This window comes from Urbifossiella limnaea, from assembly GCF_007747215.1.
Taxonomy (GTDB): domain Bacteria; phylum Planctomycetota; class Planctomycetia; order Gemmatales; family Gemmataceae; genus Urbifossiella; species Urbifossiella limnaea.
This window is the reverse complement of sequence record NZ_CP036273.1, coordinates 5,680,723-5,707,484: the sequence shown is the minus strand read 5'-3', so window position 1 is coordinate 5,707,484 and position 26,762 is coordinate 5,680,723. Positions and strand designations below refer to the sequence as shown.

27 protein-coding genes are annotated in these 26,762 nt (G+C 71.5%); 10 read left to right on the top strand and 17 right to left on the bottom strand.

The features are described 5' to 3' along the window. The first annotated feature begins 90 nt into the window (after nt 1–90). The 3 genes from ETAA1_RS23290 (at nt 91) to groL (ending at nt 4,667) form a co-directional block, all read left to right on the top strand. Nucleotides 91–2,418 carry a serine/threonine-protein kinase gene (locus ETAA1_RS23290; protein WP_145242777.1) on the top strand — a complete coding sequence of 776 codons (2,328 nt, stop codon included), beginning with the start codon at nt 91–93 and terminating at the stop codon, nt 2,416–2,418. Nucleotides 2,419–2,674: 256 nt separating this feature from the next. Further along, nucleotides 2,675–2,971: a co-chaperone GroES gene (locus tag ETAA1_RS23285; RefSeq protein WP_145242774.1), complete on the top strand. Its 297-nt coding sequence runs from the start codon at nt 2,675–2,677 to the stop codon at nt 2,969–2,971. Between the two features lie 52 nt (nt 2,972–3,023). After that, the gene (groL, locus tag ETAA1_RS23280; protein ID WP_145242772.1) at nt 3,024–4,667 is read left to right on the top strand and encodes a chaperonin GroEL; all 1,644 of its coding nucleotides are present in this window, start codon (nt 3,024–3,026) and stop codon (nt 4,665–4,667) included. An 80-nt stretch (nt 4,668–4,747) separates the two neighbouring features. Here the strand turns inward: groL and ETAA1_RS23275 are convergent, their stop codons facing one another. From ETAA1_RS23275 to ETAA1_RS23265, 3 genes are read right to left on the bottom strand one after another with little or no spacing between them, the layout of a single operon-like run. Next, the gene (locus tag ETAA1_RS23275; protein WP_145242771.1) at nt 4,748–5,332 is read right to left on the bottom strand and encodes an RNA polymerase sigma factor; all 585 of its coding nucleotides are present in this window, start codon (nt 5,330–5,332) and stop codon (nt 4,748–4,750) included. Between the two features lie 10 nt (nt 5,333–5,342). Next, the gene (locus ETAA1_RS23270; protein WP_145242769.1) at nt 5,343–6,833 is read right to left on the bottom strand and encodes a leucyl aminopeptidase; all 1,491 of its coding nucleotides are present in this window, start codon (nt 6,831–6,833) and stop codon (nt 5,343–5,345) included. Next, entirely contained in the window at nt 6,834–7,994 is a 1,161-nt protein-coding gene (locus tag ETAA1_RS23265; protein WP_145242767.1) for a hypothetical protein, read from the bottom strand. Nucleotides 7,995–8,093: 99 nt separating this feature from the next. Here ETAA1_RS23265 and ETAA1_RS23260 point away from each other — a divergent pair, with 99 nt between their 5' ends. Both ETAA1_RS23260 and ETAA1_RS32320 read left to right on the top strand, forming a co-directional pair. Then, complete coding sequence (locus ETAA1_RS23260) at nt 8,094–9,467, top strand: aspartate aminotransferase family protein (RefSeq protein ID WP_145242765.1); 1,374 nt, start codon at nt 8,094–8,096, stop codon at nt 9,465–9,467. Beyond that, nucleotides 9,464–9,628, top strand: coding sequence for a hypothetical protein (locus ETAA1_RS32320; protein WP_202920357.1), 165 nt, complete (start codon nt 9,464–9,466; stop codon nt 9,626–9,628). Before ETAA1_RS23260 ends, ETAA1_RS32320 begins: the two co-directional genes overlap by 4 nt. Before the next feature lie 16 nt (nt 9,629–9,644). Here the strand turns inward: ETAA1_RS32320 and ETAA1_RS23255 are convergent, their stop codons facing one another. The 7 genes from ETAA1_RS23255 to ETAA1_RS23225 form a co-directional block, all read right to left on the bottom strand. Further along, complete coding sequence (locus ETAA1_RS23255; protein ID WP_145242763.1) at nt 9,645–10,868, bottom strand: hypothetical protein; 1,224 nt, start codon at nt 10,866–10,868, stop codon at nt 9,645–9,647. Further along, nucleotides 10,825–11,634: a HesA/MoeB/ThiF family protein gene (locus tag ETAA1_RS23250; protein ID WP_145242761.1), complete on the bottom strand. Its 810-nt coding sequence runs from the start codon at nt 11,632–11,634 to the stop codon at nt 10,825–10,827. The genes ETAA1_RS23255 and ETAA1_RS23250 overlap by 44 nt, the downstream gene beginning before the upstream one ends. Before the next feature lie 22 nt (nt 11,635–11,656). After that, entirely contained in the window at nt 11,657–12,097 is a 441-nt protein-coding gene (locus tag ETAA1_RS23245) for a hypothetical protein (RefSeq protein ID WP_238389288.1), read from the bottom strand. Nucleotides 12,098–12,160: 63 nt separating this feature from the next. Further along, nucleotides 12,161–12,343, bottom strand: coding sequence for a hypothetical protein (locus tag ETAA1_RS23240; RefSeq protein WP_145242759.1), 183 nt, complete (start codon nt 12,341–12,343; stop codon nt 12,161–12,163). A gap of 102 nt (nt 12,344–12,445) precedes the next feature. Beyond that, on the bottom strand, nt 12,446–13,270 hold the full coding sequence (locus ETAA1_RS23235; RefSeq protein ID WP_202920356.1) for a Mov34/MPN/PAD-1 family protein: 825 nt from the start codon (nt 13,268–13,270) through the stop codon (nt 12,446–12,448). Nucleotides 13,271–13,606: 336 nt separating this feature from the next. Next, on the bottom strand, nt 13,607–14,113 hold the full coding sequence (locus ETAA1_RS23230; protein ID WP_145242755.1) for a carboxypeptidase regulatory-like domain-containing protein: 507 nt from the start codon (nt 14,111–14,113) through the stop codon (nt 13,607–13,609). Further along, the gene (locus ETAA1_RS23225) at nt 14,110–15,141 is read right to left on the bottom strand and encodes a DUF1559 domain-containing protein (RefSeq protein ID WP_145242753.1); all 1,032 of its coding nucleotides are present in this window, start codon (nt 15,139–15,141) and stop codon (nt 14,110–14,112) included. Before ETAA1_RS23225 ends, ETAA1_RS23230 begins: the two co-directional genes overlap by 4 nt. A gap of 215 nt (nt 15,142–15,356) precedes the next feature. Here ETAA1_RS23225 and ETAA1_RS23220 point away from each other — a divergent pair, with 215 nt between their 5' ends. The 3 genes from ETAA1_RS23220 to hpnC are packed head-to-tail and all read left to right on the top strand — an operon-like array spanning nt 15,357 to nt 18,453. Continuing rightward, complete coding sequence (locus ETAA1_RS23220; protein ID WP_202920355.1) at nt 15,357–16,130, top strand: alpha/beta hydrolase; 774 nt, start codon at nt 15,357–15,359, stop codon at nt 16,128–16,130. Next, nucleotides 16,127–17,485 carry a PhoPQ-activated pathogenicity-related family protein gene (locus ETAA1_RS23215; protein ID WP_238389287.1) on the top strand — a complete coding sequence of 453 codons (1,359 nt, stop codon included), beginning with the start codon at nt 16,127–16,129 and terminating at the stop codon, nt 17,483–17,485. The genes ETAA1_RS23220 and ETAA1_RS23215 overlap by 4 nt, the downstream gene beginning before the upstream one ends. Next, a complete protein-coding gene (gene hpnC, locus ETAA1_RS23210) occupies nt 17,482–18,453 on the top strand; it encodes a squalene synthase HpnC (RefSeq protein ID WP_145242749.1) in 972 nt (323 codons plus the stop codon). The genes ETAA1_RS23215 and hpnC overlap by 4 nt, the downstream gene beginning before the upstream one ends. Before the next feature lie 58 nt (nt 18,454–18,511). On the opposite strand, the gene ETAA1_RS23205 is transcribed toward hpnC, so the two are convergent. Together ETAA1_RS23205 and ETAA1_RS23200 are read right to left on the bottom strand one after the other, a co-directional pair. Next, nucleotides 18,512–19,795 carry a DUF1015 domain-containing protein gene (locus ETAA1_RS23205; protein WP_145242747.1) on the bottom strand — a complete coding sequence of 428 codons (1,284 nt, stop codon included), beginning with the start codon at nt 19,793–19,795 and terminating at the stop codon, nt 18,512–18,514. A gap of 74 nt (nt 19,796–19,869) precedes the next feature. After that, nucleotides 19,870–20,154 (bottom strand): hypothetical protein, encoded by a 285-nt coding sequence (locus tag ETAA1_RS23200; RefSeq protein ID WP_145242745.1) that lies wholly within the window; start codon nt 20,152–20,154, stop codon nt 19,870–19,872. A 114-nt stretch (nt 20,155–20,268) separates the two neighbouring features. On the opposite strand from ETAA1_RS23200, the gene ETAA1_RS23195 reads away from it, so the two are divergent. Further along, nucleotides 20,269–20,820 (top strand): pyridoxamine 5'-phosphate oxidase family protein, encoded by a 552-nt coding sequence (locus ETAA1_RS23195; RefSeq protein ID WP_145242743.1) that lies wholly within the window; start codon nt 20,269–20,271, stop codon nt 20,818–20,820. A 4-nt stretch (nt 20,821–20,824) separates the two neighbouring features. On the opposite strand, the gene ETAA1_RS23190 is transcribed toward ETAA1_RS23195, so the two are convergent. The 4 genes from ETAA1_RS23190 to ETAA1_RS23175 are packed head-to-tail and all read right to left on the bottom strand — an operon-like array spanning nt 20,825 to nt 25,061. After that, nucleotides 20,825–21,733: an endonuclease/exonuclease/phosphatase family protein gene (locus ETAA1_RS23190; protein WP_202920354.1), complete on the bottom strand. Its 909-nt coding sequence runs from the start codon at nt 21,731–21,733 to the stop codon at nt 20,825–20,827. 7 nt (nt 21,734–21,740) lie between these two features. After that, nucleotides 21,741–23,465, bottom strand: coding sequence for a serine/threonine-protein kinase (locus ETAA1_RS23185; protein ID WP_145242739.1), 1,725 nt, complete (start codon nt 23,463–23,465; stop codon nt 21,741–21,743). Nucleotides 23,466–23,474: 9 nt separating this feature from the next. Next, nucleotides 23,475–24,458 carry a 16S rRNA (cytosine(1402)-N(4))-methyltransferase RsmH gene (rsmH, locus tag ETAA1_RS23180; RefSeq protein ID WP_145242737.1) on the bottom strand — a complete coding sequence of 328 codons (984 nt, stop codon included), beginning with the start codon at nt 24,456–24,458 and terminating at the stop codon, nt 23,475–23,477. A 9-nt stretch (nt 24,459–24,467) separates the two neighbouring features. Continuing rightward, a complete protein-coding gene (locus ETAA1_RS23175) occupies nt 24,468–25,061 on the bottom strand; it encodes an HAD family hydrolase (protein ID WP_145242735.1) in 594 nt (197 codons plus the stop codon). A 90-nt stretch (nt 25,062–25,151) separates the two neighbouring features. Between ETAA1_RS23175 and ETAA1_RS23170 the strand changes: the two genes are divergently transcribed. Next, complete coding sequence (locus tag ETAA1_RS23170; RefSeq protein WP_145242733.1) at nt 25,152–25,685, top strand: hypothetical protein; 534 nt, start codon at nt 25,152–25,154, stop codon at nt 25,683–25,685. A 2-nt stretch (nt 25,686–25,687) separates the two neighbouring features. Here the strand turns inward: ETAA1_RS23170 and ETAA1_RS23165 are convergent, their stop codons facing one another. After that, a complete protein-coding gene (locus ETAA1_RS23165; protein WP_145242731.1) occupies nt 25,688–26,755 on the bottom strand; it encodes an NHL domain-containing protein in 1,068 nt (355 codons plus the stop codon). Nucleotides 26,756–26,762: the final 7 nt, after the last annotated feature.

Sequence of the window (26,762 nt, the reverse complement as noted above, 5' to 3'; positions counted from 1 at the left end):
GTCCCCGCACCCCGGGCGGTGTCGTTTCCGCCCAATCTTCTGCCGCCGCGGGCGAATCCCCGGTATCCCGTCCGCCCGGGAGGCCGACCCGTGTCCGAGCTCGACCGCAAGCCGCCCGTCCTGCTGGTGTTGGCCGCCGAGGGCGTGCTGCCGGTGCTCGCCGGCTGCGCCGGAGTCGCCGCCGCGGGGCCGGTCGGGGGTATGGCCGGAGTCGCCGTCGGGCACGCCGTGGAGCGGGCCATTAACCTGTTCGGCCGCGGCATCGTCGCCCGCTGGCAGGCGTGGTTCGCCGAACACCCGGAGCAGGCGAAGGCGGCCGTGGCCGAACTCGCGGCGGCCTCGCCGACGGAGGTCCGGGCGGAAGCCAAGAGCATCTTCCTGGAACTCGCCCCCGATGCCGCCCCCGAGGACGTGGAGCGGGCCGTCGAGTTCCTGACCGCGATCCCGCCGGCCGTGGATCGGGCGCTCGTGCCGGACGCGGCCGGCACCCGCTCCGTGCCGCCGACTGTGCTGTGGGACGACCCGCGTTCGCTGTTGCAACTGCTGCCCGAAGACGTGCCGCCGTACCCGGCCGACGCGCCACTGAGCGGCACCCCGTACCGCCTCCGCGAGCTCCTGGGTGCCGGCGGCTTCGGGGCGGTGTATCGGGCGGAGTCGCCGTCGCTCCAGCACCTGCCGCTGGCGATCAAGTTCTGCCTGGACAAGACGCTGCTGCCGGCGCTGCACCGGGAGCGGAGCAACCTCGAACGCCTAATGCGCGCCGGCGGCCGCGGCTCGGCTCACGTCGTGCGGCTATACGGCTACGACCTCGACCACGCGACCCCGTACCTCGTCTACGAGTTCGTCGACGGCGGCGACCTGACGAAGTTGCTGGCCGCGCGGGTGGCGGCGCTCGGCCGGGCGCCGGGGGCCGCGGAGGTGTTCGGCTGGGTGACGCAGATTACGGAAGGGCTGGCGTTCGCGCACGCGGCCGGGCTCGTTCACCGCGACATGAAGCCGGCCAACGTGTTAGTCACCGCGGACGCCCAACTCCGGCTCGGCGACTTCGGCATCGGTGGTATCGCGGCGGCCGCGGCGGCGGTGCGTAGCCGGATCGGGGCCAGCACCATCGACTTCCTCAGCCTCGCCGACCAGGCGAGCTTGTTCCGCGGGGCCGGCACGCCGTTGTACATGTCGCCGGAGCAGCGCCGCGGCGCCGCGCCCGACCCGCGGCACGACCTGTACGCCCTCGGCGTGATGTGGTTCCAACTCCTTGTCGGCGACGTGTCCCGCGAGCTGCCGCACGGCTGGGCGAAAGAACTGACGGTGCGATACGGCGTGCCGGCGGAGCACGTCGCGCTCATCGAGCGCTGCGTGGGCTGGATGGACGAGCGGCCGAAGGACGCCGGCGAGCTGCTGCCTCTGCTGCGCGGGGCGGCCGGGAACGCCTCCACTCCCGTCGAGCCGCCGCCGCTCGTGGCGGTCCAATCCACCGTTCCTACGATCACGAACGCCGCGCAGGTCACGCCGTCGCCGCTGACCGACGGCCGCCGCCGCGGGTTGTCCGCGGCGCTCGCCCGGCTGACGGCCGCCTACGAAGAATTGAACGACATGGCGAAGTGGACGTTCGGGTCCACCGCCCGCTGGGGCCTGCTGTTCGCCGCCCCGATCGCCGTCATCCCGGTCGTCATCGACATGCCAGTGCTGACCTGGTTCAGCGTCCTCTTCGGCCTCTTGGCGGTGGTCGTGTGGGCCGGCTACGTGTACGTCATCCGGTCGGGGGTCCGTGGCGTGGCCGACGACCTTCGGAAGAAGGCCGAGGCACTGGTGGACGAGGTGGCGACCGACTTCCCCGCCGAGGTCGCCGACTGGGGCGGGAAGGCGGCGCTGCGGCACGCGCCGACCGTCCGCCGCCTCCGCGCCGAACTCGACCCGCCGCCCGCGCCGCCGCCCTCCACGACGGCCGGCCTGTCCGCCGCCGACGTGGCCGCGGACGCGACCTCCAAGACGCTGCTGCTCGGCCGACTGGCCGAGGTGCGGAATACTCGCAAGTCGGCGAAGGACAACCACGACGGGACGTGGGTCGCCCAGGTGTTTCTGTGGATGTTCACCGTCGGCCCGAGCGGGGCGGCCGCCTACGGGCTACTGGGCGAGATGTGGCACCTGAACCACGGCTTCGCCGGCGCGGTCGCGGTCGCGGTCGGGGTCGCCGTGTTCGCCCTCGTGTGGCGGTGGATGGCGGCGGTCCGCGTGCGGCAGGCGCGGTGGGTGGCCGAGACGACGGACCGGTTCGCCGCCGACTACCCGCGGCTGGTCGAGGCGTGGGGCGGGCGGCGGGTGCTCGACAGCCCCGAGTCGCTGGAGGCGATTACCCGCCTGCTCGACCCCGCCGCGGCGGGCGGTCGCGGCGGGTGGCTCCGCCGCGTGTTCGGGGGCTGAGGTCGTCGCGGGGCCGGTCACGAACCGGCCGTACCCGCGCGGCCAGTTGGAAACCGGCCCCGCGACACCGGTGTCATTCCGGCAGGCGGCTCCTTCGCTCGCCGCGCAATCTTGGCAGAATGCACTTCCCCTCGGCACGCCGGCCGCATCGCAAATCCCTTCGGATGAACAACTTTCGTCGTCGTCATCGGCCGGGCACGGCCTTTGCTGTGGGGGCGGGGCACGCAGACTGACGCCGCTCCCGGAGACGACCGCGATGGGGCTCAAGCCGATCGGTGACCGTATCATCGTCCGCCGCGAGGCGGCCGAGGCCAAGACCAGCGGCGGGATCATCCTGCCGGACACCGCCCAGAACAAGCCGCAGAAGGGCGAGGTGGTCGCCGTGGGCCCCGGCCGGGTGAAACCGGACGGCACCCGCGCCCCGATGCAGCTGAAGGCCGGCGACAAGGTGCTGTTCACGTCCTGGGCCGGCGACGAGTTCAAGGACCGCGGCCGCGACGGCGAGATCCTCGTGATGCACGAGGGCGACGTCCTGTGCGTCATCGAAGGCTGAGCGGCTCCGCACCCCAAAACACCTGACACCCCACCCCGAAGGTAAACGAACCATGGCAGCCAAGCAGATCGCGTTCGACCAGGAAGCCCGCGAGGCCATGCGGCGCGGCATCGGCAAGCTCGCCAAGGCGGTCAAGGTGACCCTCGGGCCGAAGGGCCGCAACGTCATCATCCAGAAGTCGTTCGGCAGCCCCACGGTCACCAAGGACGGCGTCACCGTCGCCAAGGAGATCCAGCTGCCCGACCACTACGAGAACATGGGCGCCATGATGGTGAAGGAGGTCGCCAGCAAGACCTCCGACGTGGCCGGCGACGGCACCACCACCGCGACGGTCCTGGCCGAGGCCATCTTCAACGAGGGCCTCAAGGCCGTCGTCGCCGGCACCAACCCGATGCTGATGAAGCGCGGCATGGAGAAGGCCGTCGAGGACATCGTCGCCAAGCTGAAGGGGCTCAGCATCCCGGTCAAGGGGAAGGCCGACCTGCAGAACGTCGCGACGGTCGCGGCCAACGGCGACACCGTGATCGGCAGCATCATCGCCGAGGCGATGGACAAGGTCGGCAAGGACGGCGTCATCACCGTCGAAGAAGCCAAGACGATGGAGACGGGCCACGACTTCGTCGAGGGGATGCAGTTCGACCGCGGCTACCTGTCGCCGTACTTCGTCAACAACCCCGAGACGATGGAGGCCGAGCTGGAGGACGCCTACGTCCTCGTGTACGAGAAGAAGATCAGCGCCAACCGCGACCTGGTGCCGGTGCTGGAGAAGGTGCTGCAGCAGAACAAGCCGCTGCTCATCATCGCCGAGGAGGTCGAGGGCGAGGCGCTGGCCACGCTGGTGGTCAACGTCATCCGCTCGAACGGCGCCTTCAAGGTGTGCGCCGTGAAGGCCCCCGGCTACGGCGACCGCCGCAAGGCCATGCTCCAGGACATCGCCATCCTCACCGGCGGCGAGGCCATCTTCGAGGACCTGGGCGTCAAGCTGGAGACGGTGACGCTGAACCAGCTGGGCCGGGCCAAGAAGATCAAGGTGGACAAGGACAACACGACGGTGATCGAGGGGGCCGGGAAGAAGGCCGACATCACCGCCCGCATCGCCAGCATCCAGAAGGAGCTGGACAAGAGCACCAGCGACTACGACAAGGAGAAGCTGAGCGAGCGGATCGCCAAGCTGTCGGGCGGCGTCGCCAAGATCAACGTCGGCGGGGCGACCGAGAGCGAGGTGAAGGAGAAGAAGATGCGCGTCGAGGACGCGATGCACGCGACCAAGGCCGCGCACCAGGAGGGCATCCTGCCCGGCGGCGGCACGGCGCTGCTGCGGTCGTCGAACGGCTTGACCGCCCCGGACACGCTGACGGACGACGAGAAGATCGGGTACAACATCATCGTCCGCGCCTGCCGCGCCCCGATCAAGCAGATCGTGGAGAACGCCGGCGGCGACGGCAACGTGGTGGCGAAGGACGTGCTCGCCAACAAGGACAAGAACTACGGGTACGACGCCCGCGCCAGCGAGTACTGCAACATGGTCGAGAAGGGGATCATCGACCCGACGAAGGTGGTCCGCAGCGCCCTGCAGAACGCCGCGAGCGTGGCGACGCTGCTGCTGACCTCGGACGCGATGATCGCCGAGGAGCAGAAGGACGACCACGGCAAGAAGGGCGGCGCCGCCGGCGGCGGCTACGACGACATGTACTGAGTTGAGCGGCAGGTTTGATCCGCCGCTTGCGACGCAGCGAGGCTGACCCCCTCGCTACGCCGCAAGCGGCGGTGCTCATTTCACCCCACGATTCCCGCCGCCTCCGCGCGCAGCCGCGCCAGCACCCGGCTCTTGGCGATGTACACCGCGTTCGGCGTCGTCCCCGCGGCGCCCGCGGCCTCGTCCGCGCTCTGCCCGTCGATCACGACGCGGCGGAACAGCTCCCACGTCTCTGGGGCGAAGTCGCCGCGGATGCGGTCGAGCAGGTGCCGCGTGACGGCGCGGTCGTGCTCGCGGTCCCAATCGCTTGCCAGCGGGTCGGCGGGGTCTTCGAGGCGCTTCAGGTACTCGCCGAAGTCGGTGCCGCCCGCCGCAACGGGGGCGCGGCGGCGGGCGCGCCAGAAGTCGCGGGCGCAGTTGGCAACGATGGCCCGGAGCCAGCCGCGGAAGGCGCCGGGCCGCTCCGGGTGCACGAACTCGGGGAAGCGCCGCACGACGACGGCGAGCACGTCTTGAACGAGGTCGTCGGCATCGGGCCCGCGGGCGCCGAGGCGCTCGGCCCAGCCGCGGAGGAGCGGCCCGTAGACGCCGAGGAGCGTGGCCCAGGCGTCGGCGTCGGCCGGGTCGCGGAGGCGGGCGAGCAGCGTGGGAGACGTGTGCGCCATCGCGGTCAGTCTACGACACACCGCCGCGCGCCAACTCCACGATCGTCCGCACCATGCACCCCGTGCCGCCGGCGTCCGCGGCAGCCGACTCCCCCTCGGACCACGCCGGGCCGGCGATGTCGAGGTGAGCCCACGGCACGTCGCCGACGAACTGTTGCAGCAGCTTCGCCGCGGTGATCGCGCCGCCGTAGCGGCTGCCGCCGGTGTTCCGCATGTCGGCGACCTTGCTGCGGATCATGTCGTCGTAGTGCGCGTCCATCGGCAGCTTCCACGCCCGCTCGCCGGCGCGGCCGGCGGCCGCGAGCACGCGGTCGCCCCACGGGTCGTTGTTCGTCATCAGCCCGGACACGTGCGGCCCCAGGGCGATCATGCACGCCCCGGTCAGCGTGGCGAAGTCGACCATCGCCGCGGGCTTCTGCTCGGCCGCGAAGGCGAGCGCGTCGGCGAGGATGAGCCGCCCCTCGGCGTCGGTGTTCAGCACCTCGATGGTCTTGCCGAGCCGCGTCGTCAGCACGTCGCCGAGCTTCATCGCCTTGCCCGACGGCATGTTCTCGACCAGCGCCAGCACGCCGAGCAGGTTCACCGGCAGTTTGAGTTCCGCCGCCGCGCACACGCCGCCGACCACGGCCGCGGCGCCGGCCATGTCGCACTTCATGTCCACCATCTGGTCCGTCGCCTTCAGCGACAGCCCGCCGCTGTCGAACGTCACGCCCTTGCCGACGAGAGCGAGCGTCGGCCCGCCGGGGTTGCCGGCGTAGCGCAGGATCACGAGCCGCGGCGGCTTGTCGGAGCCGCGCGCGACGGCGAGCAGGGCGCCCATCCGCTCCGCTTCGAGCCGCGATTCGTCCCAGATTTCGGCTTCCACACCCACGGCCGTGGCGTGCTCGGCGGCGACGGCGGCGAACGACTCGGGGAACAGCTCCGACGGCGGCGAGTTCACCAGTTCCCGGGCCAGCCACAGCCCGCGGGCCTCGGCGGCGACGCGGGCCACGACCGGCGTGGGGTTGAAGCCGCAGTCGGCGGGCAGGGCGAGGACGAAGTGGTTGGGCGCGTGCCGCGTCGGTGTTGCCTTGCGGAGGCCGGGGCCGACGAAGCCTTGAGTGATGCCCACGGCGAAGGCGTGCAGCGCGTCGGCGTCGCTCAGGCCGCCGCCGTGACCGGGCGCGGCCGCGGCGAGCGTCGCCACCGGCTTCCCGGTGATGGCCCGCGCCGCGGCGGCACCCGCCTCGTGGAAGCGGAGGCGCGTCGCGTCCGCACGCTTGCCCAGGCCGACGAGCATGAGCCGTTGCGCCGTCAGCCCGGCGGGCTTCAGCAGCGGCACGAGTTCGAGCGGCTTCCCGGTCAGGTCGCCGGCGGTGGTGAGCCACGACAGCAGGCTGCCGGTCGCGGCGTCGAGGTCGGTAGGCGGCTTCTCACCCTCCCAGACGCCGGCGACGAGCCAGTCGGCGACGACGCCCGTCGGCGTGGCGGGAACCCGTTCGATCGGCGTGGTGGGGATCATTCAGTTCTTTGGGACGGGGACGCGGTCGAACCGGCGGAGCATTTCTTCCACGTCGGCGACGAGCCGCGGGTCACTCTGCCGCAGGGCCGCGACGAACCGGCGGGCGTCGTCGTTCGGACACGTGAGAGCATAGCGGACGATGGCCCGGCGGACGATCGGCGCGGCGTGCGTCGGCTTCGGGAACTGGGCCAGCACGTCGGCGGTGAGCTCCCAGTAGCCCCAGCGGCGCAGGTCTTCGACGGCCTGGTCCGCGAGGTCGCCGCAGGGCAGCAGTGCGGCGCAGCAGCGGAGGACGTTCGGCTTGCTCTCCGCAGGGCGGGTGGCCTGGAAGAAGCGGACGGTGTTCACCGCCGAGAGGCGGTCGCCGTAGCCGCGGCGCTCGTCGGCGAGCACCGTCGCGGCGAAGGCCCAGCCGTCCTGCGGTTTCAGCAGGATGTACCCCGCGAGCAGCCCGCCGAACGCGGCCGACGTGCGCTCCGCCGGCGGGTTCGCGGTCAGCAGAGCGGCGAGGAACGCCGCGTCGTCGGCGGCGCCGCAGCTGCCGAGGAGGAAGGCGAACACGCCAAGCCGCTCCGTCGGCGTTGCGGGTGCCGCGATCAGCGTTCGCAGCTTGGCGCGGTCGAAGGCGGGGGCGGCCTTCAGGATGTCGGCGTCGGCCGCCTTGGCGAATTCGAGGAAGGCGTCGGCCGCGACCACGGGCTGAGCGTGGTCCAGGCGGCGGAAGAAGAAGCCGAGCTGCTTCGCCGGGTCGGCGTCGGTCGCGGCGGCGGCCGCGCGGGCGTACTCGACCACCGCAGCTGGCGCCGACAGGCCGAACGTCGGGTCGAGCGTGCCGTTCACCACGTCGCAGTAGATCAGGTAGTCGGGCGGGGTGTCGCCGATGACCGGCAGGTACTTCGGGAGCGTCAGCACGGCGCGGCCGCCGCGGGCGGGGTCGTCCTTCAGTACCACGGTAACGTGGAACTCGGTGGTGCCGCCGCCGGGGGCGTTGGCATCGACGCGCGGGTTCCGCAGCTGGCCGGCGAGTACGGCCTTGGCGCCGGCGTGGTGGAGGCGGAGCGTCTGGCGGCCGCGGAAGCCGCCGTCGCAGAACGTACACGCGGCGGCGGGCTCGGCGGCGATCAGCAGCAGGGCGAGGGCGGCGGCTCGGGTTCCGCGCATGGGCTGTTCCTGGCGGGGCGACGCTCCGTGATACCCCATCGGGAGCGGCACCGGAAAGGGGAATCCGTACACCAACCGCACCCACCCGGAGTTCCACCGATGCCCGCCGCGGCCGTCCGCCCGCTCGTCGACCGGTACACCGCCGAGTTCCCCGGCTCGAAGGCCCGTTTCGAGCAGGCGAAGGGCATCTTCCCCTGCGGCGTCACCCACGACACGCGGATGATGGACCCGTTCCCCGTCTACGTCACCCACGCCGCGGGGGCGCACAAGTGGGACGTGGACGGCCACAAGCTCACCGACTACTTCGTCGGCCACGGGTCGTTGTTGCTCGGCCACTCGCCGCCGGACGTGGTCGCGGCCGTGCAAACACAGATGGCGAAGGGGACGCACCACGGCTCGTGTCACGACCTGGAAATCGCGTGGGGCCGGCTCGTGCAGCAGCTGGTGCCGTCGGCGGAGCGGGTGCGGTTCACCGGCAGCGGCACCGAGGCCACGCTCATGGCCCTGCGGCTCTCGCGGCTGTTCACCGGGCGGCCGAAGTTCCTCAAATTCCTCGGCCACTTCCACGGCTGGCACGACACTGTGACCGTCGGCTCCGACCCGCCCTACGACGGCGCCGCGGCGCCGGGCGTGCCCGAAGGCGTGGCCGCGCTCTGCGTAGCCGTCCCGCCGAACGACCTGAACCGCGTCGAGGCGGCGCTGAAGGCCGACGACGGCATCGGCGCCGTGATCCTGGAACCGACCGGCGGCCACTGGGGCGCCGTGCCGATCCGCGGCGATTTCCTGAAGGGGCTGCGCGACATCTGCACCCGCCTCGGCCGCGTGCTCATCTTCGACGAGGTGATTACCGGCTTCCGCGTGGCCCCCGGGGGGGCGCAGGGCTTCTACGGCGTCACGCCCGACCTCACGTCGATGGCGAAGATCCTGGCGGGCGGCCTCCCCGGCGGCTGCCTCGCGGGCCGTGCCGACATCCTGGCCTACATCGAGCCGCGGCCCGGCAAGCCGAAGATGAAGCACCCCGGCACGTACAACGCGAACCCGCTGTCGGCCGCGGCCGGGGTCGCCATGCTCACCCGCGTCGCCACCGGCGAGCCCGGCCGGCTGGCGAACGCGGCCGCGGTCCGGTTGCGGAACGGGTTGAACGAGCTGTTCGAGTCGCACGGCTGGCCGATGGTCGCCTACGGCGACTTCTCGATGGTCCGCGTCGTGTTCGACTACCACGGCCCGCGCCCGGCCACCGACGCGGGCGTGAACGACGGCCTGATCCCCTACGACGGCGACCTGGAGAAGCTGGACGGGCCGAAGAACGCGAAGCAGTCGAACGCCCTGCGGCAGGCGATGCTGCTGAACGGCGTGGACTGGTGGGGCACCGCCGCGATGACGAGCAGCGCCCACACCGAGGACGTGACCGACCACACCCTCGCGGCGTTCGAGGCGGCGGTCGAAGACCTGCGGGCGGAGGGGTTCGCGTGACCGAGAATCAGGCGCCGAATCGGGTGTCGGGCAAGGCCGTGGTGATCGGCCTGAGCGTGTTCGGGGTGGCGTTCTTCATTTTTATGCTGGTGCTGGCACTTCGGCTGACGCCGGCCGCGGAGCGGTTCCACAACCCGACGCGGGCCACCAGCAACAAGTGACGCCGCAAGCAGCGGATCAGGAGCCGCCGCCCATCAATCGGCTCAGCCGCTCGGCCAATTCGTCGTCGGCGGTCGGCGTCCACGCGAAGTCGGGCGGCGGCTTGAACCCGCCCTCGGCCGTCAGCGCCGCGCTCGGCACCGGCCGCAGCGACGCCGACCCCAGCACCCGCCCCTTGTGCCGCAACTCGAACCCGCCGACGGTCGGCGTCTCGGCCGCGTCGAGGAGGCCCGGGGCGAACACGGTCGGGCCGTCGGTGACGAGCACGTCTTGCTCCATCAGCAGCGGCGGCCGGCGCTCCCCCGGCGTCGCCGCGTGAATTTGGAGCCGGCACACTCCTGCCATCCCCGGCTCGGAACTCGCCACCAGGAAGCACGGCCCCACGCGCGCCGCCTCGCCCGTCGCCGGCGGCTGCCGCAGCACACGCACCGCGCCGGCCTTGTCGGCGGCCACGAACCGCGTGTCGGCCACCCGCAGCGACGCCTCGAACCGCCGCGCCGGAATCGCCTCCACCCGCTGCACGCACATCTCGCGCCCGCCGATCACCCACGACACCGCCCACCGCCCGACCCGCCGCGGCACCTTGGGACAGGCCGCCGTGAGCAACGCCTCCCGCGCCGCCAGCTGGCTGCTGCTCAGCGTCACCGGCACCTCGTAAGTGGTGCCCGCGCGCTCGCTGCGGAACACGGCCGTCAGCCCCAGGTCGCCGACGGGTGCCAGTGGCGTCGCGCCCCGCAACACGCACGTGGCCGTCAGCCCGCGGCACTGCGACGCCACGAACGTCTGCGCCGCGACGGTCTGCGCGCCGAGGCGTACCGCGACCGTCGGCAGCGTCAGCCGCAACCCGGTGAGGAACTCCCCGACCGTGAGCACCGGCACGCTCACCCGCGACAGGTGCTTCGACTTCCACAGCAGTTCGCCGTCGGTGGTGGAAGCCGGCACGGGGAGGCGGAACAGGAGGCGGTGGCGGCTATCGGCCTCGGGGCGAAGTGACTCCGCCGGCACGGGCTCGCGGCCTGGCAAACGAAGAGTGAAATCACCCTTCTTGCGCGCCGCGGGCGGCAGCTTCAGCAGCACCTCGACCACGACGGCGTCCGCGTTCCACGGCACCGGCAAGTCGTAGAGAGCCAGCCCGGCCTTTTCGTACCGGGTGTGGACGGCCTGCCCGTGCGGGCGGGAGCGGGAGAGGGGGAGCACGTCAGTTGTCACCCAGTCGAGCCAGCGCTTCATCCAGGGCCACATCGAGCTCCTCCCCGGCCGGGGCGGGTCGGGCCGCGCACACCAGGCACGCGGCCGCCTTTTGGATGGCGAACCGGTACGGCCGGTACGCCGCGTCGAACACCCCCGGCACCGCCGCCAGGGTGAACAGCAGGCTGGTGAAGTCGGGCGGCGGCGTGCCGCCGAGCACGTCGAGTGTGAGTGTGGCGTGCAGCGACGCGATGACTGCGATGCTCGCCCGGCTCGCGGGCACGGTCGTTTCCTGAGCGGCGCCGCCGGGGTCGGAGTAGTCGGGCGCGGGGGCCGGGGCTTCTTCCGTCACGCTGCGCCGGAGGTGGGCGGCGACGCAGCCGTAGCAGGCGCCGCCGGGCGCGAATCGGTGAACCCAGCCGCCGATGCCGCCGCTCAGGACTTCCCCGAGCGTCCAGGGCTTGCCGGCGGCGCGCATCAAGGCGTCGAACGCGAACTTCGCCGGCTCGTTGTCCACGGCGCACACGCCGACGTCACACGCCTCTGCGAACCGGTGGAAGTCGTCGGCGCGGGTCGGGTCGGTCAGGTCGGCGACGACGGCGTCGACCGTCACGTCGGGCCGGCGCTCGCGGACCCACTCGGCGGCCAGCTCGGCCTTCAACCGGCCGACGGCCGCGGGCGGGAGCACATGGCGGTAGACGTTGTGCGGCTTGTAGGTGTCCGGCTCGACGAGGGTGAGGCGGGTGACTCGCGGGTCGCGGGCCACGAGGTCGAGGACGACAATGCCGCCGCTGCCGGCGCCGACCTGGAAGACGTGCATGGGTCGATCCGTGGCCCGTCTGCTACTTGGCTTCCGGCAGCGGCCACTCGCCGGTCTCGTGCCACACCTCGTAGCACGCCAGCCACCGCCACGCCGCCTGCACCGCGAACACGCACGTGAACTGCGCCGGATCCCAGCGGCTCGCCGCCCGCGTGCTCCCCTGCCGCCACAGGCACAGCGTCTGGCCTTCGAGCAGGTGCGGGCAGTGCTTCAGCGGCGTCAACACCCGCGTCTCGGGCGGCACCGTCGGGTAGCTGGAGAGGAGCCGCGTCTCCAGCCGGTACACGTTGTGACACGGCTTCAGCTGGTAGCCGAGCACCAGCGCGCCGCCGACGCGGTTCAGCGCGATGCCGAACCCGGCGTCGCGGCCGCAGTTGTACGCCTCCACCGCCGGCACCTCGACCGTCAGCAGGCGGCGCTTGCCGAACTCGGTATCCAACAGGCCCATGTCGTCATTCGTCATTCGTCATTCGTCATTCGGCCTGGGTCGTACCCGAAGGACGAATGACGGATGACGAAGGACGCGCTAGTAGTGGCACGGGACGGACTTGATCGCGGCAATGACCTCCTCGTCGGGCACCTCGTCGGCGGCGCCCATGAAGCTGGTGTCGCGGCGGTCCATGAGCAGCGACAGGCCGCGGTCGGCGTTGCCCCGCAGGGCGGTGACGAGTTGACGGCGTTCGACCTCGTTCAGCGGACGGAAGTCCATGAGAGTGGCCTCCTGACACGGGCGACGGGAACGGAACGACGATTCGGGTGGAACCATCGTGCGGGCGGCGCGGGAGAGGTCGCGCCGTGTTTCGCTGCGGCGTCAGCCGCGGGCGGCCAACTCGGCCAGGATGCGGTACACGCCCTCGTCCGGGGCGGACGCCTCGGGATCGACCTGGAAGGCCGACTCCCCGGCCTCGTACACGTACCGCGCTTCGGGGCCGTCCAGCACCACGCGGACGCCGTGCCCCGGCTCGGCCAGCCCCACCACCACGGCGAGGGCCGGCCCGTACTTCCCTTCCACCACCTCGAACCGCACCCGGCTCTGCTGTTGAGCCAGTCGGTCGAGCCGGGCGGCGTGTGCCTCGAACTGCGGCCACACCGGGCGGAGGTCGCGGGCCAGGTCGGGGCCGATCACCAGTTCCAGCGCCGCGTCCTGGTACTTCTTCGCGTCCGCCGCCAGGGTGTACCAGCTGAAGCGGAGGCCGCCGAGGCACTGCGTGTTCGGCGTCGGGTGACAGCCCACTGTCGTGCCGTCCGCGTTCTGGTCTGCATCCGCCGTGCCGATGGCGAACACGCCCTCACCGCCGCGTAACTGCCGCACCCAGTCGCGGTCGCCCTGGAAGTCGCCGCGGCTCGGGTGCCGCAGGCTGCCCGGGTGCGTGTGAACCACGCCGAGCAGCGCCAGGCGTCGGTCCTTCTGCCGCACCGCCCGGCTGGCGACCGCCTGCGCCGCGCTGTTGAACTTTACGTGCGCCTCGCCGGCGTCGCGCTCGGTGCCGGCCGGCAGGGTGGCGAGCACGGTGGCGGTGTCGGGGCCGCGCACGCCCAGCAGCACCCAGCCGATCTCCTCGTCGCCGCGGTCGCCGGCGCGGTGGGCAGCGTACTCGCCGAACAGGGTGCGGTTCACCTCGTCGGTCAGCACCACCTTCGCCAGCGGCTCGTAGGTCGTCGGGGCGGCGGCCGCCGGGGTCGGCGGTGCGGGCGGGTCCGCGGTCAGCTCCCGGGCCTTGCGGATCAGGTCGCGCAGCAGCGGGGTCCAGCGGATGCCGCGGTCTCCGGTTGTCGTCGTCGTCGTGGCCCCCGGGCGGGGGTGGGGCCGGGTTGTCGGGAGGGGCGGTCGGAAGAGGCCGGTCCTGGCTTCGGGATCGGTCGGTTCGCGTTGCCGTCGCCACCTGAACGATAAACCGCGCCGGCGGCGAATTCAAGTCCACGCGCGGGGCGCGCGGAAGCCCGGGGCAGTCGCCCCGGGCCTCGTGCCGTCTCACTTCTTCTGCGCGGCGTGGATCGAGGTGATGTCGAAGTTGGCCTGCTCGGTGCCGCCGGCGGGCACGTCGTAGTCCTTGCCGCCCTTGTCCGAGTACCACTCGGCCGGGATCGGGTCCACCTTGCCGCCCTTCTTCGGGACCGGCGCGGCGCCGCGGTCGTCCGAGCCGACGGTCGGGTCGTAGAAGGCCGCGGGGTCGTCGCGCTTCGTCTGGATGCGGACCTTGTGCTTGCCCACCACGGCCCCGCGCTCGCCGGTGTCCACGTATAGCGTGTAGTGGCCGTTCGAGTCGGTGACGGCGCTCGACCCGCGGCCCGGCGACGGGTTCTCCTTCGTGCCGACCGGCTGGAACGACACGACGGCGTTCGGGTACGGCTGGTCGTCGACTTTGACGAAGCCGGAGACGGGGGCCAACTTCGGCCCGTCGCCGCCGCACCCGGCTGCGGCGAGGAGCGCGGCCAGGGCGAGCGGCACGGCCGTCCGGGAGAGGAGGGGGTGGTTCACGGGACGGCCACCTCGCCGCCGGAGAAGGTGGCGGCGTTGCCGAGCAGCGTCATGTCCACGCTGGTGTTGATGACCCGCACCGACCCGTCGGCCATGCAGAAGTTGATGACGTTGGTGTGGTTGCTGCTGAAGTTCCGCTTGCACATCTGGTCGCCGTACATGGTCGTCGGCGTGTAGCACCCGCTGCCGGCGGTGCCGTTCCCGTACCGGTTCATCAGGTGGAAGCTCTGCGGCCCGATGCTCGACTGGTTGTACGAGGCGTAGGTGTACGCCCAGAACGTCGCCCGCCGGGGCACGTCGGCGAAGGTGCACTCGCCGACCAGGAGCGTGTTGCTGGTGCCGTCGATGACGGACGCCATCCGCTCGGGGCCGCCCATCTGCGCGGCCACGCCGCCCGCCGCGCCGCCGCTCTGCGCCGGCACGCCGTTGTATGCGGCGCCGGTGCCGTGCAGGACGCCGGCGTAGGCCCGGTCGAACTTCGCGCCCGGCCAGTTGTTCGGCTCGAACGTGTCCCAGCACCCCCACGACACCGCGTACTGCACCTTCCCGGACACGGCGCGGTAGCTCCCGTGCGCCCACTGCCGCGACGTGTCCGGCCCGCTCGCCGGGGCGGCCGACCGGCCGGCCAGCAGGTCCGACGGGCACTCGTAGGTGGCCACCCGGGTGTTGGCGAGCGCGTTGTAGTTCGCGGTGTCGGTGTTGACGCGGAGTTGGTTGTACCGGGTGTAGAGTGCCTGCTGCTCCATGAACGGCAGCGCCTCGATGGCCCAGTTGGTGTAGCAGGCGGTGCCGTTGTTGCCGGTCTGCATCCCGCCCGGGGGGAACGTCCCCTTCGTGTCGTGGTGCGCGTGCAGGGCGATACCGATCTGCTTCAGGTTGTTCGCGCACTTGGCGCGGGCGGCGGCCTCACGGACCTTCTGCACGGCCGGCAGCAGCAGGCCGATCAGGATGGCGATGATGGCGATAACGACCAGCAACTCGATGAGCGTGAACCCGCGGCGCGGGCCGGACCGTGCGTGTGGAGACATGCGAGCCCCTTCGTGGAGAGAAGGACAGGGCTTTCGACGAACGCGGCGACTACCCGGAAACGGGTGTAAGGCTTATCCTCGTGACAGGGCGACCGCGAGCTTCCGGGTTGCGAGCCCCGGCGGGTGGCGGACGGGTGAAATGAAACCGCCCGCTCCCATTCTTTTCTCATGTATACACTCCGGGAATGGGCGACGCCAACACGAATCTGCAATCTGTGACCCTCCCACTGCCCGGCGGCGGGGAGCTGGTCGGCGACTACCTGCCGTGCCACGCCGGCCCCGCCGACTTCGCCGTGCTGTGGGTCCACGGGTTCGGCAGCCACCGCGGCGGCGAGAAGGCCGCGGCCGTGCGCGACGAGTGCGCCCGCCGCGGCTGGGCGTTCGCCGCCTTCGACTTCCGCGCCCACGGCGCCTCGTCCGGCGCCGTACTGGAACTGACGGCAACCGGGCTGCTCGCCGACCTGGACGCGGCCGCGGAGTTCCTCGCGGGTAGGGGGCACACGCGGCTCGGCCTCGTGGGGTCGAGCATGGGCGGGTTCGCGTCGGCGTGGTGGGCACTCGACAACCCGAACTCGGTAGTCGGCTGCGTGCTGCTGGCGCCGGCGTTCGGCTTCGTCCCGAGCCGGTGGGACCGGCTGACGAAGGCCGAACGCGACGACTGGAAGCGGACCGGCCGGCTGCGGATCAAGAACAAGTGGATCGACACCGAGATCGGCTACGCCCTGGCCGAGGAGCGCGACCGCTTCCGCCCCGCCGACCTGGCCAGGCGGTGGCGGGCGCCGGCGCTCGTGTTCCACGGCGTCGCCGACGACACGGTGCCCTACGCTGGCAGTCTCGACTTCCTCCGCGACGCGGCCGGTTCGGCCGTGGAGGTGCGACTGTTCAAGGACGGCGACCACCGCCTGACCGCGTACAAGGACGAGATCGCCGCCGAGGCCGGGCGGTTCTTCACCCGGCTGCTGTCTCCTACTCCCGGAGCCTCGACGTGAACGTGACCCGCGCCCTCATCGCGCTCCTCCTCGCGGCACTCGCACTGGCCCCGGCGCCGGCGCAGCCGAAGGCCGAGCCGCCCGCCCCGCCGGCGGCGCTCACCGACTACGTGAGCCGCGAGGACAAGTCGTTCGCGTGGAAGCTCGCCGACAAGACCGTCACCGACGCCGGCACCGTGTACACGATCGACCTCGTGTCGCAGACGTGGCACGACATCAAGTGGGAGCACAAGCTGCAGGTGATTGTCCCGGCCGGGATGAACCCGCAGAAGTCGATGATGCTGTGGAACCAGGGCGGCCGCCCCGGCCCCACCTCGGCGCTCCTCGGGCTGGAAATGGCGAAGCGCGTCGGGGCGCCGGTGGCGTTCCTGTTCGGCGTGCCGAACCAGCCGCTGTTCGGGGGCAAGACCGAGGACGCGCTCATCGCCGAAACGTTCGTCCGCTACCTCGACACGAAGGACGCCACCTGGCCGCTGCTGTTCCCGATGGTGAAGTCGGTGATCCGCGCGATGGACGCGCTGCAGGCGTTCGCGCGGGAGCACCTGGGCGTCGAGCTGACCGGGTTCGTGGTGACCGGCGCGAGCAAGCGGGGCTGGACGAGCTGGCTGACGGCCGCGACCGGCGACCCGCGGGTGAAGGCGATCGCCCCGCTGGTGATCGACACGCTGAACTTCCCGGTGCAGGTGCGGAACCAGCTTGCGGCGTTCGGCCGACCGAGCGAGATGGTGAAGGACTACACCAACCGCGGCCTGATCCCGATCCCCAACACGCCGGAGGCGACGCAGCTGTGGCAGATGGTGGACCCGTGGGTGTACCGCAGCCGGGTGCGGGTGCCGAAGCTCATCATCAACGGCACGAACGATCCGTACTGGCCGCTGGACGCGCTCAATACCTACTGGGACGACCTGCAGGGCGAGAAGTACCTGCTGTACGTCCCGAACGCCGGCCACGACCTGCGCGAGACGGACAAGGACGGCAGGAAGGAGCTGCTGCCGCAGCGGGCGGTGAACGCGCTGTCGGCGTTCACCAAGGCCAAGGTGTTTGGCAAGGCGATGCCGGCTCTGACGTGGAAGGAGGTCGCGCCAGCCGCCACCACACTCGCCGTCGGGTTCGAGTCGGACACGAAGATGAAGGGCGTGCGGCTCTGGGGTGCGACCGCCCCGACCAGGGACTTCCGCAAGGCCCGCTGGGAGTCCGCTCCGCCCGCCGGCATGATCTGGACCAAGGGCGAGGCGACGTTCGCGGTCCCGGAGTCGGGATCGTTGAAGGCCGGGTTCGTCGAGGCCGAATACGAGTTGGACGGGCAGCCGTTCTCACTGACGACGCAACTCCGCATCCTGGAACCGAAGAAGTGAGCTGGGACTTCGCGCGGGAGCTGGCGCGGTGGGGGCCGGCGAGCGGCCCGCGTCAGCGGGCTGTTCCTGAGAGCGACAGCGGCGCTCAGAAACAGCCCGCTGGCGCGGGCCGCTCGCCGACTTTGGCGCAGGCCCGCGCCTACTGCGCTCACGTCGCCCGGTCGCACTACGAGAACTTCACCGTCGTGTCGGCGCTGCTGCCGCGGCGGCTCGTGCGGCACTTCCACGCCGTCTACGCCTACTGCCGCTGGTCCGACGATCTCGCCGACGAAACCAGCGGCGGCCAGGTCGCGCTCGACCTCCTCGCGTGGTGGCGCTGCGAACTCCTCACCTGCTATCGTGGCACGCCCACGCACCCCGTGATGGTCGCTCTCCGCGAAACCATCCGCCGCTTCGACATCCCCGCGGAGCCGTTCCTGGATTTGCTCTCTGCCTTCGAGCAGGACCAGATCATCAAGCGGTACGACACCTTCGCGCAACTGCGTGACTACTGCCGCCGCTCCGCCGACCCCGTCGGCCGGCTGGTGCTGTACCTGTTCGGCTGCTTCAGTCCCGAGCGGGCGGCGCTGTCCGACGAGGTGTGTACCGGCCTGCAGCTCGCCAACTTCTGGCAGGACGTGGCCCGCGACTTCGCCATCGGTCGCGTCTACCTGCCGGCCGAGGACCGCGCCCGCCTCGGGTACGCCGACGACGAGTTGGATGCCAGGCGGTGTACGCCGGCGTTCCGCGATCTGATGCGCTTCGAGGTCGAGCGCGCCCGCGGCTACTTCGACCGCGGCGCGAAGCTGCTGCCGCTGCTGCCGCGCGAGGCGCGGGTGGACATCGACCTGTTCATCGCCGGCGGCCGGGCGATCCTGCGGGCCGTCGAGCGGCAGGGGTACGACGTGTGGGCGCGGCGGCCCGAGGTGGGGAAGGGCGAGAAGGTGAAGTTGTTACTGGGCGCCGCGTGGCGGTGGTGGGTGTCATAGTTCCGCCGCTTGCGGCTTGGCGGCGCCCACGCCGCGAAGCCGCTAGCGGCGAATCCTATCAGTCCTTCTTCAGCGAATTGAACACGAGCCCCGTCAGCAGCTTCGGGTAGAAGTACGTCGACTTCTGCGGCATCTTCTCGCGGTTACCGGCGATCTCCTCGACGTGTTCCATGGTCGCCGGCGGCACCAGCACGGCCAGCTGACACGCCTTTGCCGCGACCGCGTCCGTCACCTCCTTCACGAGGTGGACGAACGTCAGCGACGGCGTGCCGAGCGCCGCGAGTTGCTTCTCCAGCACCAGCTTGTGCAGGATGCTGACGCCGAGCCCCTGCCACTCGGCCGACTGCTCCGGCGCCAGCCCGGCCATCACCGCGGGGTCGCGCAGCTTCGCGGCGAACCACTTCCCGTCGGCCACGGTCCCGAACCCGAGTACGTCCTGGCCGCCGTCCATCTCCAGGTGCTCCCAGCACTCCTCGGCGTTGTCGAACCGGCCGACTACCTCGAAGTGCTCGCCCAGCGCAGCCTCCACCTGCGCCGCCGTGACCGCGGGAAGCCCGCTCACGAGCCGGTGCGTCGGCAGGATGATGAGGCCGGGGTCGCCCATGCTCACCAGCATCATCAGGCAGTAGTTCGCCGGCGCCTCGGGGTCGGTCGCGCCCTGCTCCTCGGCGTACTTCAGGCCCGTCTCGTAGCGGTGGTGGCCGTCGGCGATGAACACCGGCTTCGGCCCCATCAGGCCGATGACGGCGCTGATCGCCTGCGTGTCGGTAATCACCCACAGCCGGCTCGTCACGCCCAGGTGGTCCTTCGCCACCAGCGGCGGCCCCTTCCGCGTGAACGGCTCCAGCACCCGGAAGACTTCGATCTCCGGGTCGGGGTACAGGCCGAACACCGGCGACAGGTTGAACCCCGTCGCCTGGTACAGCTTCAGCCGGTCGGCCTTCGGGCCGCTCATCGTCTGTTCGTGCGGGAAGATGCGACCCGTGCCGAACGGTTCGAGGCGGACGCGGGCGAAGAAGCCGCGGCGGGTGTACGTCTTCCCCTCGGCCTCGAACTCCTGCTCGTACACGTACAGCGACCGGGCCGTGTCCTGCCGCAGGGCGTCCTCGGCGATCCAGTTGCGGAGCGTCTGGCCGGCGCGGGTGTACTTGTTCTCGCTCTCGTCGTCGCCGGGCTCGTCCTTCGTCAGTTCCAGGCGGATGGCGTTGTGCGGGCTCAGGTCGTAGAGCTTCTGTTGCAGCTCCGGGCCGATCACGTCGTAGGGCGGGGCCACCACGTCGGAGAGCGACCCGACCGTGCCCAGGTCGTAGCGGAACCCGCGGAACCCACGAATCTCGGCCATCTGAACCCCCGGCGACCACGAACGGAGAGGGCGAACCGGGTTAGAATACGACTCGGGCCGCGGGGTTCGAGCCCTCACCAGTGCCGGTGAACGACCTCGATGCGGGCGTCGCGGCCGGTGCGTTCGAGCCAGTACACCGCCCGGCGCGCCTCGTACAGGTCGTCGAACACGCGGTAGCGGTCCCAGTGGCCGTGGTGGCGGACCAGCACCTCGTAGTCGTGGCGGTCGCGCTGCGGGTAGCGGGGGCCGTGGGGCTCGTGCCGGCCGGGGCCGTAGGGGCCGTAGGGGAGCGGCTGGGCGTCGGCGGCGGCGGCCGTGGCGGTGGTGACGACGGCGGCCAGGATCAGCTTGCGGAACATGACTCGGCTCCTCGCGGGGTTCGTTGTTTCGTCCGTCCCTTCCGCCGTTGCAACGCCGCCGGCCGGCCGACTTGCGTGAATTTCATTGTGCTTTGGGGCGTGAAAGGGGGCCGCGTGGGGAAGGTATTTGAGGGGCTCGACGACGACCTGAGGCGGTTCATTTCGCGGCAGCACGTGTTCTTCGTGGCGACGGCCCCGCTGGCGGCCGACGGCCACGTCAACCTGTCGCCGAAGGGGCTGGACACGTTCCGCGTGCTCGGCCCGACGACGGTGGCGTACCTCGACCTGACCGGCAGCGGTGTCGAAACGATCGCCCACCTCCGGGAGAACGGCCGGCTGACGGTGATGTTCTGTGCATTCGAGGGCCGGCCGCGCATCCTCCGGCTGTACGGCCGCGGCCGCGCCGTGGAGCCGACCGACGCCGCGTGGGCGGAACTCGCGCCGCACTTCCCCGAGCTGCCGGGGGTGCGGTCGGTGGTGGTGCTGGAGGTGGAGCGGATCGCCATCTCGTGCGGCTACGCGGTGCCGCGCTACGAGTACGCCGGCGACCGCCCGCAGCTGACCGAGTGGTGCGAGAAGAAGAGCCCCGAGGCGTTGAGCGACTACCGGGCGAAGAAGAACCGCACCAGTATCGACGGCCTGCCGGGGCTGCCCTCGGCGGGGTGAGGTGTCACCGGACCCGGAAGCGGCACACCAGCGGGCGGTGGTCCGATGTGTCATCGGGGACGACACGGGATTCAAGCAGCTCCCACGCGGCGGGGGCGAAAACGTAGTCGAGCCGCTCGGCCCGCTTCCCCTCGAAGTACGTCGGCGGGCCGTCGAATGCGCCGCTGAACCGGCCGCTGTCGCGGACCAGGCGGATCGACTCTTCGCCCGGCCGGTTGTTGAAGTCACCCGCCAGCACGCAGGACCGGTCGCCGATGAACTCCAATAACTGCCGCGCCTGCGCGGCGTTGTTCCGCATGTCGAACGAGTCGTTGTGCAGCGCCCCGAGCAGCACCGGCTTCCCGCCGATCTCGGCCGACGCGAACAGGGCGCGGCGGTTGTTCTTCGTCACCCAAAAGGGCTGGCGCCCGGCCAGGTCGATGTTCGCGACCGGTGTCAGCGGCAGCCGCGACAGGATGGCGTTGCCGCCGACGACGCGGAGGCCGGGGACGCCGAGGTTGTAGTTCTCGCCGGTGGCGACGTGCGGCAGCCCGCACTCCCGCGCGAACCGCTCGACCTGATCCACCGGGCACGGCGCCAGCTCGGTCAGCGCCTCGGACAGGAACAGCAGATCGGGCTTCTCGGCCCGCACGACCGCGGCCATCTTCGAGACGCGCGCCTCGACGGCGGTGCGGCTGTCGAACCGCAGCCCGCCGCGATGCGCGAAGCCCTTCGCCACGTTGTACGCCACGACCGTCAACTCCCCCGGCGCGGACGCCGACGGGGTGACTGCCACGTCGGCGTAGTGGCGCATCCGCGGCGCCTGCCGGTCGGCGAGGACGAGGCCGTTCAGCGCGACCAGCCCGCCGACGAGCAACACGAGCGCGCCCGCGGCAAGGACGAGGCGGACGGCCCAGCGACGAATCCGTGTCATCATGATCTCAAGCGGTACGAGCGCGGCGGGCGTCCGCCAGCACGCGCTGCCGGTGGTAAGCCCGGCCCGGGATGAAGAACGACAGCGCCGACACCACGCCGAACAGGAGGACGCTCGCTCCCGGGATCAGCGGCATGACCAGCGCGGCGGCGAAGTTCAGCGCCGCCCACAGGTAGAACTTCCCCGACAGAATGCCGGCCTGGAACAGGCACACCATCCCGGCCGCGACCGCCACCGCCGGCGACAGCGACAGCGCCGGCAGCGGGATGATCCACTCGATGCCGAACATGATGATGCTCGCGCTCACGCCCGCCGCCCAGGCGTGCGCGATCTGCCGCTCCACGAACAGCACCGGCCCGGCGCGGCGCCGCAGCTGCCAGAAGATCGCCCCCCACGTCACCAGCCCGACCGACCACAGGGCCAGGTAGTACACGTGGTCGCCGACACTCGCCCACGCCATCGCCTGCGTGGCGAGGCACAGCAGGAAGATCATGAGGCTGTGCCACATCCACAGCTTGCCCCAGTTCTCCAGCACCTCGGCGTGGTGCGTCTCGCGGAACACGCGCGCCAGCAGGAACCGCAGCCCGCTCGGCTGCGCCGCGATCGGTTCACCGGCCGCATAGGCTTCCAGGTCGGCGGCGAGCAGCCCGGCCGACGGGTAGCGCAACTCCGGCGGCTTCTGGAGGCACTTGAGGCAGACAAGTTCCAGCTCGCGGTCCACGGTCGGGTTCAGGTCGCGCGGCGGCACCGGCTCCTGTTCCAGCACGAGCAACAGCGTGTCGACGGGGTGCGCGGCCTGGAACGGCGGCCGGCCGGTGAGGAGTTCGTAGAGGATGGCGCCGAGCGAGTACACGTCGGCGGTGGCGGTCAGGTCTTTGCGGCCGCCGGCCTGCTCGGGGCTCATGTACGCCGGCGTGCCGACGACGGCCCCGGTGCGGGTCAGCGTGCCGCCGCTGTCGAGCCGCTTGGCGAGGCCGAAGTCACTCACCTTGAGTGCGGATTGCGGATTGCGGAATGCGGAATCCGAGCCGGGAGCCGGGGACGGGAATTCCGCATTCCGCATTCCGCATTCCGCGTTACCGAGGAGGATGTTGGACGGCTTCAGGTCGCGGTGCAGGATGCCTTCCGCGTGCGCCTGCTGGACGGCCCGCGCGATGACGGCCACGAGCCGGGCCGCCTCGCGCGGCGGCAGCGGGCCGTCGGCCGCGACCCGTTGGGCGAGCGTCGGGCCATCAACGTACTCCATGCACAGGTACGCCTGTCCGCCGACCGTGCCCACCTCGTACACGGTCACGATGTTCGGGTGCTTCAGCCGGGCCGTCGCCGCGGCCTCGGTGCGGAACCGGGCCGCGTCGTCGGGGCTCGCCAGGTGCGCCTCGCGGATCATCTTCAAGGCGACCGTGCGGTCGAGGCTTTTCTGCCGGGCCTTGTACACGACGCCCATGCCGCCGCGGCCCAGCTCGCCGACGATCTCGAAGTCGCCGAACGCCCGCGGCGGCGCGGCGGGCGCGGCGGCAGCCGGTGTCGTCGGGCGCGGGTCGTAGGCGACGGTGGGGGTAGGGACGGCGAGGGCCGCGAACTGGGCGACGGCCCACAGGTCGGTCAGCTCCGCCGCCAGATCGGGGTTCGCGGCTGCTGCGGCGGTGATGTCTGCGCGACGGCCGGCCTTCTGCTCGGCGGTCAGCTGCTCGATCAGGGCGGCGAGGCGCTCGTCGTGGTCGGCGGGGTGCATGACGGTAGTTTACGCCCGCCGCGCCCACCGGAGCTTCGCCGACCGCGACCGCGGGTTCGCCTTCCGCTCGTCGAACGTCGGCCGGGTGGGGTCGTCCGACACCGCGGCGTACACGCCGGCGCGGAGCCCGGCGCGGAAGGCCGCCTTCACGAGCCGGTCCTCGCCGCTGTGGAAGCTGATGATCGCCGCGGTGCCGCCCGGGGCGAGCACGTCGGGCAGGACGCGGAGCAATTGGCGGAGGTTGTCGAGCTCGCGGTTGACGCGGATGCGCAACGCCTGGAACACTCGCGTGACCGGGGCGAGCCGCTGCTTCCGCTCGGGCGGCGCCCCCGGCGTGCGGTCCAGCACCACCGGCGCCGCGGCCTCCACCACCTCGCGCAGCGCCTGCGTCGTCGTCACCGGGTCGGTGTCGCGCCGGGCCACGATTGCCGCGGCGATGGCGTCGGCCTGCGGCTCGTCGCCGAACTCGCGGAAGGCGGCGGCGAGTTCGGTTTCCGGCAGCGTCGCCAGCAGGTCGGCGGCGGTGCGGCCGCGGGTCGGGTCCATCCGCATGTCGAGCGCGCCGGCGCGCATGAACGAGAAGCCGCGGCCGCGGTCGTCCACCTGCATGCTCGACATGCCCAGGTCGGCGAGGAGCCCGTGGACGCCGGCGACGCCCTCCGCACCGAGGACGTAGGACAGGCCGGCGAAGTTGGTGTGGTGCAGCGCGAACAGCCCGCCGACGGCGTCCAGCTTGGTGCGGGCCGGTTCCAGGTTCGCGGGGTCGAGGTCGGTGGCGACGAGGAGGCCGTCCGGGCCCACGGCCTTTAGCAACTCGACGGAATGCCCGGCAAAGCCGAGCGTGCAATCGACGACGGTCTGGCCCGGTTGCGGCTTCAGGGCGTCGAGGACTTCGGCGAGAAGGACGGGCTTGTGCTCGCCGGCGGCGGTGCTGCGGCGGACGCGCTTCCGCCAGAACGGCCGGCGCTTCTTCTTCGGGGGGTCGTCGGCCATCCTGGCATTCTAGAACGGCCGCCGCACATCGACCGACGCCATGCCGGCGCGGCGGGCCGCCTCCAGGCCGATGTCGGTGTCCTCGAACACGACGCACGCCGCGGGCGGCACACCGATTCGGCGGGCGGCTTCCAGGAACACGTCCGGTTCCGGCTTGTGGCGGGTGGTGTCCTCGGCCGTCACGACCGCGTCGAACCAGTCGCGGACGTCGAGCTGGTCGAGTGTGCGCGTGATGGTTTCGCGGTAGCCGCCGCTGGCGACGGCCATCGGCAGCCGGCCGCGGTGGGCCGCCGCGACCGCAACCACGGATTCGAGCGGCTGGATCGCGTGAATGTGCGTCAGGAACAAGGTTTCCTTCTCGACGACCATCACGTCCACGTCGGCGACCGGGACGCCGGTCTCGGCGGAGAGGATGCGAATGATCTGCGCCGTGGGGACGCCGCCGAGCTCGTAGAAGCGCCGTTCGGTGAAGGCGATGCCGTGGCGGCCGAGCATCGCCGTCCAGGCGCGGTAGTGGGCCGGCATTGTGTCCGCGAGCGTGCCGTCGCAGTCGAAGATCAGGCCGCGGGTGCCCGGCGGCGGCGTCCAGGTGGGATCGGTCATGCGGTTGGGTTACGGATTCGACACCGGCCGGCGACCTGCGTTATACTGTCTGCGTCCCCCGTCACCCGCCTGGCCCGCGGAGGGCCGCCGATGCCGATTCGGTTCCGCTGCCCGCACTGCAACCGCCTCCTCGGGATCGCCACCCGCAAGGCCGGCACCGACATCCCGTGCCCGCAGTGTGCGGGGCTGGTGACCGTGCCGAACCCGAACGGCGACGGCCCGGTGCCGAAGGAACTCGACGAGATCGACGAGCTGCTCGGCCTCACCGGCCCGGAGCCCACGTCGCCGGTGGTGGCGCCGCCGCGGCCGCAGGTGAAGGTCGCCCCGCCGCCGAAGCCGGCTGCGCCGAAGAAGCAAATGAAGCCGGGCGACTCGCTGTTCGAGACCGGCGACGTGGACGAGTTGCTCGGCCTGCCGCGCGAGCTGCCGCCCGTCGAAGACGTCGCCCCGCCGCCGCCGAAGCGCGGCCCGACGCCCGTCAGCGGCATGGACGTGCAGAGCCTCGACGGCGGCAACGGGACGTGGATCGTGAGCCCGCGTAAGGCGGCGATTCTCGTAGTCGCCGTGGCGCTGCTGCTGCTGGCGGCGTTCGGCGGCGGGTTCGTGATCGCGTCGCTTCTCTAGGCTCACCGCACGACGCGGATGCGGTGGGCGTTCGTGTCGCCGATGTACAGCCCCCCGTCGGGGCCGACCGCCACGCCGTGCGGCCGGCCGAGCGTCGCTGCTGTCGCCGGGCCACCGTCGCCCTGACCCGGCGTCTTGGTGCGGCCGCGACCCGCCACCGTCGTCACCACCCGCGTCTTGGCGTCGATGCGGCGGATGGCCTCGTTCTCGGTGTCCACCACGTACACGTTGCCGGCCTTGTCGATGTCGATCTCCTTCGGGCCGTCGAAAGTGGCGTCCAGCGCCGCGGCGCCGTCGCCGGTGTAGCCGCGCACGCCGGTGCCGGCGAAGCGCTCGATCGTGCCCGTGGTGAGGTCGATACGGCGGACGCAGTTCCCGTTGCGTTCGACGACGTAGAGCTTGCCGTCCGGCCCGATCGCGACCGCCCGCGGGCCCAGGAGCGAGGCCTCCTTGAACGGCCCGCCGTCGCCTGCGCGGGCCCCCTTGCCGGTGCCGCACAGGGTGGTGATGATCCCCGTCTTCAGGTCCACGACGCGGACGCGGTGGTCGGCCACGTCGGCGATGTAGAGCTTCCCCTTGCCGTCGAGGCAGATGCCGTTCGGCTCCTTCAGCCCGGCCTGCGTGGCGGGGCCGCCGTCGCCGCCGTAGGCCGCCTTGCCGTTCCCCGCGACGGTGGTGATGACGCCGGTCTTGCCGTCCACGCGGCGCACGACGAAGTTGAGGCGGTCCACGATGTACAGGTTGCTGTCGGCGTCCAGCTCCACGCCGTAGGGTTCGTTCAGGCCGGCAGCGGTGGCCGGGCCGCCGTCGCCGTGGTAGCTCTTCTTGCCGCACCCGGCGACCGTGGTGATCACGCCGGTTTTGGCGTCCACCTTGCGGATGCGGTGGTTGAACGTGTCGGAGAAGTAGAGGTGCCCGGCGCGGTCGAACGCCACGTCGAACGGCTGGTCGAGCTTGGCCTTCGTGGCGGGGCCGCCGTCGCCGGCGAAGCCCTTCTCGCCGGTGCCGGCGGCGGCGGTGATGGTCGGCGGCTGGGCGAGGGCGAGGGCGGTAACGAGGGTCGTGAGCACGGGGCAC